This is a genomic window from Paenibacillus sp. JNUCC32 (assembly GCF_014863545.1).
GTDB classification, from domain to species: Bacteria; Bacillota; Bacilli; order Paenibacillales; family Paenibacillaceae; genus Paenibacillus_AQ; species Paenibacillus_AQ lautus_A.
Genome location: NZ_CP062260.1, coordinates 5,090,341 through 5,102,701, shown reverse-complemented (window position 1 = coordinate 5,102,701; position 12,361 = coordinate 5,090,341). Strand labels below are relative to the sequence as shown.

Genomic DNA, 12,361 nt, shown 5'->3' with positions numbered 1-12,361 from the left:
GCTTTGTGCCGATTGGTATACTAAAGAGGAGATGAAGCTCGGAGGTAATGATATGAACCAAACCTATCTCATCGCCGTTGTGGATGACGATTTGCATATACGAAATTTGGTGGAGGCTTATTTGCGCAAGGAGGGTTACCGGACGGTGGGCCTTGGCACGGCGGAGGAAGGCTGGGACATGTGGAGAACGAATCCGCCGGATATGTGGGTGCTCGATATTATGCTGCCCGGCATGGACGGTTTCGAATTGTGTCGGCGGATCCGCGCGGAAGCCGAGGTCCCGATCATCATGATCTCGGCCAAGGACAGCGAGGTGGATAAAATATTGGGGCTTGAGCTGGGAAGCGACGACTATATGGTCAAGCCGTTCAGCCCTCGCGAGCTGGTCGCCCGAATCAAACGGCAGCTGAGCCGTTGGTACAAATTCAACCGAGCGGAGAATGTCCCGCGGCTTGCGGCCGCTTCCCCGGAGCTTAGCAATGGGCGGCTTCAGTTACTGCTGGAGGAGAGGCGCGTGTTCTGGAACGGGGAAGAAGTGGATATGACCAACAAAGAATTCGAGATGCTGAGAGTGTTTGCCGAGCATCCGAACCGTGCGTTTACCAGGGACGAACTGCTGACCTCCGTATGGGGGGACGATTATTTCGGGAGCGACCGGGCGGTTGACCATCTCATTAAACGGCTGCGCAAGAAAGTGGAGCAGCTGCCGATCGAGGCCATATGGGGACATGGATACCGAATGAGAACGGATGGGGAGGAATCATCGATATGAAGCTGGTCCATCAGATCAATCTTGCGTTCGCTTTGTCGCTTATACTCGTGCTGTCCGTGACGGCCGTCGTCATTCATTATGTGCTGCTGGACCACTTTATCGGCACGCAAAGAAAGGACATGCAGTCCATTGGGGCGGCGCTAACGGCAAAGCTGGAAACAGCGGCTGCACAGAGCATCCCTATCGAGAGCGAGCCTTTGACCGTTAGCGGGTTTGCCTCTGCGCAGGTTGCCGAGGTAGGCGTTATTATTCAGGACAGCCAAGGGAATATAGTCCGCTCGACTCCTGTAACCCCTACCGCCCAGTACATGGGCATAGCAGCAGCCAGACCCGATAGCATAGCTTCGTTTAAATCCTCATCGGTGGACGGGCAATTCCTAACCGAGGTTACGGCGGTTCCCCAAGGGACGATGACGCTGATTACGCCAGTGAGCAAAATCAAGGCGATTGAGCAAGCGCTGCTGGGGCGCTTGATGCTCGTATTCGGCGCAGGGGCCGTGGTCATGGTGATCTTAAGCCTATTCATCACCAAGCGGCTGATTAAGCCGCTGATGCATCTGCGGGAAGAATTGAAGAAGGTGAAGGAGCGCCAATTCTCCGAAGTCCGGCGCGTGTCGGCAAGCGGGGAGCTCGGCGCCGTGGCAGAGTCCGTCTACGAAATGGCCGGTGAGCTGGAGCGGTACAATCATGTGCAGAAACAATTTTTCCAGAATGCTTCGCACGAGCTGAAGTCGCCGCTCATGTCCATATCCGGATATGCGGAGGGAATCCGGGACGGCATATTCGAAGGGGAGGATATTCGCAAAGGGCTCGATATCATTATGAGCGAGAGCGGCCGGATGAGAAATATCGTGACCGAGATGACGCTGCTGGCCAAGCTGGACAGCGAAGATGATATTTTCAAGGCCGCAGAAGTCAATATGAAAGAGCTTGTAGAGGAAACGATCGAGAGGATCAATCCGGTTCTGGTGAAAAAAGGGCTGTTCGTGCATCTTTCGTACGGGGATAACGAATCGTTAACGGTGTATGCCGACCGGGATAAGCTGCTGCAGGCGCTGCTGAACATCGTTTCGAACGGGGCGAGGCATGCAAGCAAGCATATTTACATTCAAGCCGGTCTCCAAAAAGGTCGGGTGGTGCTCACCGTATCCGATGACGGCGAAGGGATCTCCGAGGAGCTGCTGCCTTATCTGTTCCATCGGTTTGTGAAGGGCAAGAACGGGGAGACGGGACTCGGTTTGGCGATTGCCCGGGCCATCGTGGAGCGCTGCGGAGGCCTGATCACGGCGGGGAATCGCCAAGAGGGAGGCGCCGTGATTTCGTTAGGCTTCCCGGTGCATAGGAAGACCTCCATGGCTTAGAGTTTGTAACCATCCATCGTGACGGACGTCAATGGAAATCAAGCCGTTTGGGGTAAGAGGGGCTTTTTCTGGGTAATTATACTTAGAGAAAGCCTCATTTTTTGCGCAATCACACATATTATTCAATATTCCCTAACAAAACGCGTAAGCTATAGAGGATTTCAAGTTGAAAGGCAGAATTCTGTATATATCCGGGCAAGCTGGATGATAACAGGTGACAAGCAAGATACAAAATAATCAAAAGGCGATGGTGATGTTGTCCATGGATATGCAGTATCGAGTGGAGAAAGATTTTCTGGGGGAAAAACAGCTTCCTATAGATGCCTATTACGGCATCAATACGGTCCGGGCGGTAGAGAATTTTCCGATCAGCGGGGTGCCCATTCATGCCGAGCTCATTTCTGCTCTCGGAGAAGTAAAGAAAGCGGCCGCGCTGGCTAATATGGAACTTGGCCTGCTGCCGAAAAAGATAGGCAGCGCCATTATAGAGGCGGCAGACGAGATCATCGCAGGCAATCTCCGTTCCGAATTCATTGTCGATTCCATTCAGGGCGGGGCGGGCACTTCGATCAATATGAACATGAATGAGGTACTGGCGAACCGGGCGCTGGAGATTTTGGGAAAACAGAAGGCCGAATATTTCTACTGCAATCCTAATAATCATGTCAATATGTCGCAATCCACGAATGATGCCATTCCGACGGCGATCCGCATTGCGTCGTACCGTCTGACCCAGGATCTCCTTGGCGTGTTCCGGACCTTGGTCGCCGGCATTCAGGACAAGGCCAAGGAATTCGACGATGTCATCAAGATGGGACGCACGCATCTGCAGGATGCGGTACCGATCCGGCTTGGACAAGAGTTCGGGGCTTATGCCAACGTGCTGACAAGGGACATCCACCGCATCGAGCGGGCAGCGCAAGGATTATTGGTTGTGAATATGGGCGCGACGGCCGTAGGCACCGGGTTAAATGCAACGCCGGACTATATGCAGAGCGTCGTCCAGCATTTGATTGAGCAGACAGGTTTCTCCCTGAAGCAAGCCGAGGATTTGGTGGATGCCACCCAGAACACGGATGCTTACATGGAATTGTCGGCTGCGCTCAAAGTGTGTGCGGTGAACTTCTCGAAAATGTGCAACGACATCCGCCTGATGGCTTCCGGACCGAGAGCCGGCTTGAACGAGCTGAACGTGCCTCCGAGACAGCCGGGCTCGTCGATCATGCCGGGCAAGGTCAATCCCGTGATGGCGGAGGTCATGAACCAGGTGTCGTTCCAGGTCATCGGCAATGACCATACGATCAGTTTGGCTTGCGAAGCCGGGCAATTCGAGCTTAACGTCATGGTTCCGGTGGCCGCCAACAATCTGATGCACTCCCTGAAAATCCTGAAGAACGGCATGGATGTGTTCTACAAGAATCTGATGGTTGATCTTACAGCCAATAAGGAACGCTGCAAATACTTCGTGGATAACAGCTATGGCATCATTACGGCATTGAACCCGCATTTGGGCTATGACGTAGCCTCCAGGCTGGTAAAGGAAGCGCAGAAGACAGGCCAAAGCATCAAGGAGATCATCCTGGAACAGGGGCTTTTGACAGAGGAGCAGATTCTGGTCATTCTGGATCCTTATCACATGACCTCGCCGGGCATTGCAGGAGAAGAGTTCCTGTTGAATCAATAAGGATGTCTTTAACGATAACGAGTGATAGAGCTGACCCCGATTCCATTCGGGGTCAGCTCTATTTTTTGCATTTATGGATTGTCGAGTGCCGCTATGAGGGAGGCGATGACGTCCTTCTCGGCATCATGTAGCACCTTGTTCGTTTGCCATTGATGGATTTCTTGTTTCACTTGGGCAACATCCTGGTAACCGAGATGGTACGCTATGCTTGAGATGACGCTTTGCTTACTTGCTTCGTCACCCAAATCAGCAAGTGCCTGCACCACGCCCTCCCTGTCTTTCGTAAACAATTCACCGACGATGGCGGCATATTGCTCGGCAGAGGCACCGTCGAGATTCGTTGTTGCGAGGAACAGGCTCGTATAATGCTCGGTTTGGATGAGGGAGCGGTGGGTATACAGCAGCTCCAGCGTTTCCAGCGTTTTGCCGCTGCTCAGGCGGTTATATTCCGTCCAGTCCATGCCCTCCAAGTGAGCCAGCATGTTCGTGGCTTTATCCTCGGCACTCATGTCCTCTCCTTCGAACAATGATAATACGCGCTCCGCCGGACTTTCATGGTCCGTCACTGCACTCTTCGCAGCTTCGGAGGGCGACGAAGCCGGCGCTTTGGATGGGGTGCTCGAGCAGGCTGTTACAAGAATCAGAAGAGCAAGAGCGAAGCCGTAATAAGCAGCATGACGTTTGAACATGGATTCTCATCTCCTTTATAGTCTAAACGGATATTTCCTGTAAATAGTTACATAAAAAGGAGGGAGATATAGAGCTCTTTCCCATGATAAGATGAAGGCTGCATATTCGCATGCTCATTAAGTTTACGGTTGGGCTCCATTTGCCGATAAAAGTGTTAGAATAAACATATGTGACATGAAAGTGGCAGTATGATAAAAAGGGGTATGTGATTTTGAACAATCGATTTGGTGTGATAACCGATCAGGAGATCATTCAACAAGCAAAGCAGCAGTGTATAGACAAGGGGATGAACCCGGAGCTTCTTCCAACACATACTTATCGATTGAATGCTGAAGCACTGGCTGCAAGGCGTGCCAAATATAACGAATATATCGAAGTGATCCAAGTCTTCGTGAATAAATTCCTTTCCTCCGGATCCGGGAACCCTGTCGTGATTACGATGACGGATAACGAGGGCTTCATTCTTGATATGGAGGGGGACCCGACCATCATAGAAACGGCCCGTTATTTGGGCATCATGGAGGGCAGCGGGTATTCCCAAGAAGACGGCCCCAGCTCGATAGATCTGTGCCTTCGGTACAAACGGCCGTTTACGTTGATAGGAGAAGATCATTTTCATCACATTCTTCACCGCATGGCCTGTTATTCGGCTCCCTTTCACGGCGAAGACGGGAAGGCGATCATAGGGACGATCTCCCTAATGACGAACAAGGAGTTTGTTCACCCGCATTTATATGCCTTGCTCTGCACGATGGCCGATTCCCTGGAACGGGAGATGGTGACCCGCAAACAGAACACGCAGCTGCAAACCTTGAACCAGGTGCTGCTGGGAACGAAGCATTACGGCGTGATCATCACCGATGCGGAGGGCCAGATCCTGCAGATGAACGAAACCAGCGTAAGCCTGCTGTCCCCGGATGCCGGTGACCGTGACCGGACGAAATACGTGGGCCGCCCGGTGTTCGGCATCAAGCCGATTGGCGAGTATTATGAGCGGGTGATACACGGACAGGAGATTTGCATCGGAGAAGAGCTGTCCCTTGAGTTATTCGGAAGCATGCACCACTATATCCTGGATGTTCAGCCGGTGTATGACCGGGAAGGGCAGCTTATGCGGGTCGTGGGCTCCCTGCGCGACATTACGGAGATGAAGCGTACGGAGGAAGTGCTGCGGAATACGGAGAAGCTGGTGTTTGCCGGCCAGGTTGCCGTCAGCATCGCCCATGAAGTCCGCAATCCCCTCACGACGGTAAAAGGAATGCTTCAGCTGGCCAATAAGGATGCCGCTCTCCGGCACTATGACCTGATCATGTCCGAGCTGGAGCGGGCCAATCTGATGGTAGGGGAATTCATGATCCTGGGCAAGCCCCAGGCGGCTGTGTTTAAGCTTGAGAATTGCGGCGAGATTCTGGAGGAAGTGCTTCATTTGTTTGCCATTCAGGCAAGCCTTGGCGGCATAAAGATGACTCAATGTTTCGGCCGGAATGCAACGATTCTATGCGACCGGAACCAGATCAAGCAAGTTTTTCTCAATATCTTGAAAAATGCGATGGAGGCCCTTCCGTATGGCGGAAACATTCACATTCAGATGGATGTGGAGGATGAATATCAGCGCGTGACCTTTACGGATAACGGCTCCGGCATGACGGAGGACGTGCTTCGGCGGATTGGGGAACCCTTCCATACCACCAAGCCGGACGGCAATGGGCTGGGCATCATGATCGTTCACCGCATCATGGAGAGCCACAATGGCCGGATCGTCATCCGGAGCGAGGAAGAGCGGGGAACATCGGTTGAGATCCGTCTGCCGGTCTCGGGTCAGAGCCTTTCTAATTAATCTGATTAACCATTAAGGTTATGCAGCATGATGCGGATCAACAGAAACAGCGCTGGCTTAGGCCGGTCCCTGAACCTCAAAGGACAGGCGGCAGCGCTGTTTTTTGGTAATTATGAAGAATCTTAATCATTATTCCCAGTAACGGGACATGATGTCCGTAGCCCATTGGGGCTGCTTGGTCTTTGTCTTCGGCAAAAATTCTTTCATGACAGGCTTGATATCAACGACGGGAGTCCCGTCTACGGCATCCAGCCCTTTAACGAAAACGGACCTGCCCTCTCTGCTTACCAGCTCCACTATGGTGGCTCCTAGCTTGTTGGGACGGTTCTTGCCGCGCTGGGCGAAGATACCGACCTTGGGAAAGCTCGGATTATTTCGCGGATGTCTCGCCGTGTATTGGATGCTGTCATCCTGGACGAGATGGAAGACATAAATGATTTCAAGGTGGCTGAACGTCTCAATCCCATCCAGGGAGCTTTCATTCCATTCTTCGCCCAGCTTGATCTTCGAGATGACATCCCCCCAGTAATCATCCTGAATCGCCTTTCTTTCGTTATGGATCGTTCCGATCGCCTGTATCGTAAACATGCTGTTACCTCCCTTAGATTTATCGTTTCTTCATATAAACTTCCGGCGTCTTACCAATCACCGCTTTGAAATCCCGTATAAAATGCGATTGGTCATAATATCCCATGTCCATGGCTAATTTCAGCATATCCTGATGATCGGGGCCTTCGAGCATCTCGGCGGCATTCTGCAGCCGGTACAGGCGGATGACCCATTTGGGGCTCACCCCGACGTATGACTTGAATAGACGCTGAAGCGATCTCGGGCTCATCCGGAACCCATCGCTAAGCTGTTCCACCCGGAGGATGTCGCGGTTTCGATGAATCTCATCCACGATCGCGTTGATTCGTTCAATCGATTCATCTTTGTCGGGCAGTATGCGGCGAAAGAGCTCCTCCATGCGGTGGACCTTGTGATCCGGCTGCTCTGCAGTCAATAGCTGGTCTTCCAGCACTTGAGGCTCAACCTGAAGAATCTCCATGGTGCCTATGGAGGAATCCGTTAGACGGTCCATGGCCATGTTCGCGAACGGATGGAATCCGCCGGGCCTGAATTTGACGCCGAATACTTGCCCCCTGCCCTCCAGATGGTGGGAATGTCTCGTGCTCGATACGCCGTAAAAAGCGGTCCGACGGGATTGAACGACCAGATTGGCACAAGGGTTGGGAACGACATCCTGCTGATGGGGCTCCTGGCCGGTTAAATCCCAATGAATGATCCAGTAATGCCTGATGAAATGGGAAAGGTCCTCCGACGGAGGGACGCGCAAGAGCTGGAATTTCTCTCCGGCTTTTTTCATGTTCAAGATGCCGAGGCTGGGCTGATGAGAACGCCGTATCATGACATAACCACCTCCGATAATTCCGCAGCAGGCTTGATTTGGCACGGCACGGTCCTCGTACGGGACTTGATTGCACGCCATGTTCACTGGAAGCAACCCGTCGCATTTTTACAATACTTGGATGCGGCTGCTTGATAACATCATCATATCACAGGAGGACAAGCCGGTCTTCCTGCGCATTATATAGAGGGTAGGAGGAAACTGCATGGAGCCGCTGCAATATGAGTTTTATATCGGAGCCTCGCCGGAGAAGGTATGGGAAGTCTTGATTTCGCCGGAGGGGACTCGAGCTACCTTTTTCGGGAGCGAGCTGAGGTCTTCCTTCCGAGTTGGAGAGCCTTTCGCTTATGTAGGCCCGGGGAATGACGGGGAGGAGACGGTTCATGTTTACGGGAATGTTCTGGCTTATGAGCCGCAAAAGGTGCTGAGCCTGTCCGAGCATCCCGGTCCGTCGTATTATGCGAACCATGAGGAGCTGGAGTCCCGCATCACGTTCACCCTCGAGCCGGTAGGGAACTGTACCAAGCTGACGCTCGTCAATGATCAGTACACGCCCGATCATCCGTCTCGCGCCAAGGCGGCGGACAGCTGGTGGATGGTCATGAGCATTTTGAAGACCTATGCGGAGACGGGAAAAACCCTGGATCTGGGCTGGTAGTCTCAAGGACAACAGCTTCGCCCTGCCGTATAAATGGTGCGAAGCAATCCTGAAAAGAGCCGTTACGGCTCTTTTTTGCTGTGAAATGGCAGGGGCCTGTTTAGGGGGAGTCCAGCTTCCGCTTGCCAAATTTTCGATAGCGGGTATGATTTAGGTATCCGTACCGGCCTGCTCATGCACGGCTTCTCGGAAATGGGAAAGATGGGAGTGAAGGCATCATGACGGAGCGGACCCGCCCCCCTGTCCAGCAAATCCGCATCGGTATTATCGGAACCCGGACGATCGTTGACAAGATCATGAAGGTCATAGAAACCTTTCCTTCCTTTGACCCTGCGCCGCTGGTTTTCCAGGATGAAGACGAAGCGCCTGCACTGGCGGAGCGGATCGGGAGCGAAGTCGAAGTGTTGTTCCTCTCGGATCCGTTGTCCCAGCGCAAGGTGAAGGAGCTCGGTCAGGTCAAGATCCCTGTACATTACGTTCCCGTCACGGACGCGGGTTTATATAAAGCGCTGTTCCATGCCGGACAGCAGGAACGACTGGATGGAGGCATATCGGTGGACACCCTAACCGAGACGATGGTGGTTCGGACCATGAAGGATCTGGGCATCCCTGCTGTACAGGCTGTCGTCTACGACGGGCCGGCTTACGCCCCGAAGAGCAGCCTGATCGCGTTTCATCGCCATCAATACGAATCCGGCAGTTGCTCTGTTGCATTCACGGGCGTGGAATCCGTGGCCCAAGAACTGACGCGGCTCGGAATACCCAATGAATGGCTGCTTCCTTCCGATCAGGATATCGTGGTATCGCTAGAGCGAGCCCTGCTGTCCACGGCATCCCGCCGCAGCTGGGAAGGCCAGATTGTGGTCGGGATGATAAATATAGACGATTTCGGCACGCAGGCGCTGAGACGGAACAATGAGCATGAGGTGCAGAAGCTGAAGCTCGATATTCACCGGATGGTGCTCGATTATGTGGAATCCCTGGATGGTTATCTGACCCATCTGGGCGGGGACGAGTATCTGTTTTTCACGACGCGCGGCATCTTCGAACGGGAAACCGGAGGTTACAAAACGATCCCCTTGGCCAAAGACGTGAACAAAACCTACGGCATTTCGCTCAGCATCGGCATGGGATTCGGCAGGTCGGCCAGTATGGCCGGAACCCATGCGCGCATCGCGATGCGGAAGTCCAAGGAGGTTGGCGGCAACGCCTGTTTTATCGTGCGTGAGGATGGTACGCTGATAGGGCCGCTGGAGATGGCCGATCCCGTGCTGGAGGTGCTGTCTTTTACGGATGCAGGGCTGATCAAGCGGGCAGAGGATGCGGGCATGACGAGCGCCTATTTGAGCAAGCTGCTGAACCAGCGCGCCCGTTCGGGTAAATACGAATACAAGGTACATGAGCTCGCCCACCTGCTGGACATTACCGTCCGCAGCGCGCATCGGCTGCTTCAGCTTTGGACCGACAACGGGTTGGTGGAGATTTCGGGGATCGAGAAGGTGCCGAGAGGAAGGCCGAGGCAAATCTTCCGATTCACCTTTTTGGAATAAGATATCAGGCGTTTCCTATAATGGAAGATGAGGTGATGGACTTGAAGCGAACGAGAGCCCCGTTTTCCCGCTTAGAGAAAATCTTCATTTTTACGCTGCTCGGACTGGCTTCCCTTTTTATCGCTGCCTTCTTCGTGCTTCGATATATCGTGCTGAACGTTTCGTTTGCTCCCTGACATCAGGGGGCTTTTTTTGTGTGCCGTTTATTTAAAGACGATTTAAAGATTTGTCTTTATATCAAACGGGGCCGTATGATGAAGAAGAATCATCAATCGGAGGAGGAGATTGTTCATGTTAACCGTTGCAGCATTAGAAGCGAAGCTGGCGGAGCCTTCAGCACAGCTTGTTGCCGATTTGGCGTCTTTGGAAGGGGATATCCTGGTGCTTGGCGTCGGCGGAAAAATGGGGCCCAGCCTTGCAAGGCTGGCCGCCAACGCCGTGCGCGAAGGCGGTGGCGGCAAACGGATCATCGGCGTATCCCGGTTCTCGAACCAGGAGGCCAGGCGCGAGCTGGAGGAGGCGGGCGTACAGACGATTTCGTGTGACCTGCTGAACGACAGGGAGCTGCAGCAGCTGCCCGAGGCTCCAAACGTGATCTATATGGCCGGCAACAAATTCGGCACGACCGGCCGCGAATATTTTACTTGGGCGATGAACTCGTATTTGCCGGGCAGGGTGGCCGAGAAATTCAAGCAATCCCGCATGGTGGTGTTCTCATCGGGGAATGTGTATCCGTTCTCGCCGGTGGGCAGCGGCGGAGTCAACGAATCCGTTGCGCCGGAGCCGGTCGGGGAATATGCGCAATCCTGTCTCGGCAGAGAGCGCGTCTTTGAATATTTCTCCCACCAGAATGGTACGCCGATGGCAATCTACCGTCTGAATTACGCCATCGATATGCGGTACGGCGTTCTGCATGAGCTTGCCAGATCGATCCATGAGGACCGGCCGATTCACCTGGCGATGGGGCATGCGAATATCATATGGCAAGGGGATGCCAACGAGATGGCGCTCCGTTCGCTCCTACATTGCAGCGCGCCTCCCGAAATCATCAACATTACCGGACCGGAGACGATGTCGATCCGCTGGGCGGCACAGGAATTGGCGGCACGGATGGGCAAGGAAGTGACCTTTACAGGTACGGAATCCGAGACCGCACTCCTGAACAACGCCTCGAAATCCCACCAGCTCTTCGGTTATCCGAAGGTGTCTCTGCTGCAGATGCTAGATTGGACGGCAGCATGGGTGCAATCCGGCGGCGAGAGCTGGAACAAGCCGACGCACTTCCAAGAGAGAAAGGGGAAATTCTAATGAGCGGACAGATTCCTGCAATGCAGAGGTTGGCCCCCGAGAAGCTGAAAGCTCTTCACGAAGGGCTCGTCATACCGGCGCATCCGCTGGCTTTGGACGAGAACCGGAAGCTGGACGAACGCCGCCAGCGGGCGTTGACCCGTTATTACGCCGCATCCGGTGCGGGCGGTGTGGCGGTCGGCGTTCACTCTACCCAATTCGAGATCCGCGATAAAGGCATCGACTTGTATGAACCGGTGCTGCGGTTGGCGGCGGAAGAGGTCCGCAGGGCGGAGCTTGACCGCCCCTTCTTGATGGTGGCCGGCGTGTGCGGCCCCACGGAGCAAGCCGTGGAGGAAACGGAGATCGCCCGCAGGCTCGGCTATGATGCCGTCCTGCTCAGCATGGGCGGGTTAAGCGGCTGGAGCGAAGAGGATATTCTGAAGCGCACGGAAGAGATCGCGCAGAGAATGCCGGTGATCGGGTTCTATCTTCAGCCATCGGTTGGCGGCAACATCTTCTCCTTCGAATTCTGGCGTGCCTTCGCAGAAATTCCGAATATCGTAGCGATCAAGATGGCCCCCTTCAACCGCTATCAGACGATTGACGTCGTTCGTGCCGTCTGTTATTCGAGCCGCAGAGACGATATTGCGCTCTATACGGGGAATGACGATAACATCGTCAACGATTTGCTGACGACCTATCGATTCCAGGTGGACGGAACGCCGGTCGCCAAGCCTATCGTCGGCGGTCTGCTCGGTCACTGGGCGGTCTGGACCAGGAAAGCTGTGGAGCTGCTGGAGGAAATCAAAGAGGCGCGCAAGCAGGAGCAGTTCGCAAAGGAATGGCTGACGCGCAACGTCGAGATTACCGACTCCAATGCGGCCTTCTTCGATCCCGCGCATCAGTTTGCGGGCTGCATCCCGGGCATTCATGAGGTGCTCCGCAGACAGGGACTGCTGCAAGGCACATGGTGCCTGAATCCGCATGAAACGCTGTCTCCCGGACAATCGGAAGAGATTGATCGGGTCTACCGGGACTATCCCCATTTAAACGATGACGATTTTATTCGGGAGCACTTGGAAAGTTGGCTGGCAGACTGATACAATGAGGG

12 protein-coding genes are annotated in these 12,361 nt (G+C 53.9%); 9 read left to right on the top strand and 3 right to left on the bottom strand.

Annotated elements, in window-relative coordinates; genetic code table 11:
- Positions 1–52 precede the first annotated feature (52 nt).
- The 3 genes from JNUCC32_RS22630 (at position 53) to JNUCC32_RS22620 (ending at position 3,817) form a co-directional block, all read left to right on the top strand.
- On the top strand, positions 53–772 hold the full coding sequence (locus tag JNUCC32_RS22630; protein WP_145040087.1) for a response regulator transcription factor: 720 nt from the start codon (positions 53–55) through the stop codon (positions 770–772).
- Positions 769–2,133: a sensor histidine kinase gene (locus JNUCC32_RS22625; protein WP_192569906.1), complete on the top strand. Its 1,365-nt coding sequence runs from the start codon at positions 769–771 to the stop codon at positions 2,131–2,133. The genes JNUCC32_RS22630 and JNUCC32_RS22625 overlap by 4 nt, the downstream gene beginning before the upstream one ends.
- A 253-nt stretch (positions 2,134–2,386) precedes the next feature.
- A complete protein-coding gene (locus tag JNUCC32_RS22620) occupies positions 2,387–3,817 on the top strand; it encodes an aspartate ammonia-lyase (protein ID WP_175320790.1) in 1,431 nt (476 codons plus the stop codon).
- A 71-nt stretch (positions 3,818–3,888) separates the two neighbouring features.
- Here JNUCC32_RS22620 and JNUCC32_RS22615 read toward each other — a convergent pair whose 3' ends face one another.
- A complete protein-coding gene (locus JNUCC32_RS22615) occupies positions 3,889–4,506 on the bottom strand; it encodes a hypothetical protein (RefSeq protein ID WP_192569905.1) in 618 nt (205 codons plus the stop codon).
- Between the two features lie 206 nt (positions 4,507–4,712).
- On the opposite strand from JNUCC32_RS22615, the gene JNUCC32_RS22610 reads away from it, so the two are divergent.
- Positions 4,713–6,344, top strand: coding sequence for an ATP-binding protein (locus JNUCC32_RS22610; RefSeq protein ID WP_192569904.1), 1,632 nt, complete (start codon positions 4,713–4,715; stop codon positions 6,342–6,344).
- A 129-nt stretch (positions 6,345–6,473) separates the two neighbouring features.
- Here the strand turns inward: JNUCC32_RS22610 and JNUCC32_RS22605 are convergent, their stop codons facing one another.
- Positions 6,474–6,932: an SAM-dependent methyltransferase gene (locus tag JNUCC32_RS22605; protein WP_096774728.1), complete on the bottom strand. Its 459-nt coding sequence runs from the start codon at positions 6,930–6,932 to the stop codon at positions 6,474–6,476.
- 19 nt (positions 6,933–6,951) lie between these two features.
- Entirely contained in the window at positions 6,952–7,752 is an 801-nt protein-coding gene (locus JNUCC32_RS22600; RefSeq protein ID WP_192569903.1) for a helix-turn-helix domain-containing protein, read from the bottom strand.
- 205 nt (positions 7,753–7,957) lie between these two features.
- Here JNUCC32_RS22600 and JNUCC32_RS22595 point away from each other — a divergent pair, with 205 nt between their 5' ends.
- From JNUCC32_RS22595 to JNUCC32_RS22580, 5 genes are all read left to right on the top strand, one after another.
- Positions 7,958–8,410 (top strand): SRPBCC family protein, encoded by a 453-nt coding sequence (locus tag JNUCC32_RS22595; RefSeq protein ID WP_096774726.1) that lies wholly within the window; start codon positions 7,958–7,960, stop codon positions 8,408–8,410.
- A 218-nt stretch (positions 8,411–8,628) separates the two neighbouring features.
- Positions 8,629–9,960 carry a hypothetical protein gene (locus JNUCC32_RS22590; RefSeq protein ID WP_192569902.1) on the top strand — a complete coding sequence of 444 codons (1,332 nt, stop codon included), beginning with the start codon at positions 8,629–8,631 and terminating at the stop codon, positions 9,958–9,960.
- 41 nt (positions 9,961–10,001) lie between these two features.
- A complete protein-coding gene (locus tag JNUCC32_RS31730; protein WP_255250561.1) occupies positions 10,002–10,136 on the top strand; it encodes a hypothetical protein in 135 nt (44 codons plus the stop codon).
- 115 nt (positions 10,137–10,251) lie between these two features.
- The gene (locus JNUCC32_RS22585) at positions 10,252–11,268 is read left to right on the top strand and encodes an NAD-dependent epimerase/dehydratase family protein (RefSeq protein WP_192569901.1); all 1,017 of its coding nucleotides are present in this window, start codon (positions 10,252–10,254) and stop codon (positions 11,266–11,268) included.
- Complete coding sequence (locus JNUCC32_RS22580; RefSeq protein ID WP_012818719.1) at positions 11,268–12,350, top strand: dihydrodipicolinate synthase family protein; 1,083 nt, start codon at positions 11,268–11,270, stop codon at positions 12,348–12,350. Before JNUCC32_RS22585 ends, JNUCC32_RS22580 begins: the two co-directional genes overlap by 1 nt.
- Positions 12,351–12,361: the final 11 nt, after the last annotated feature.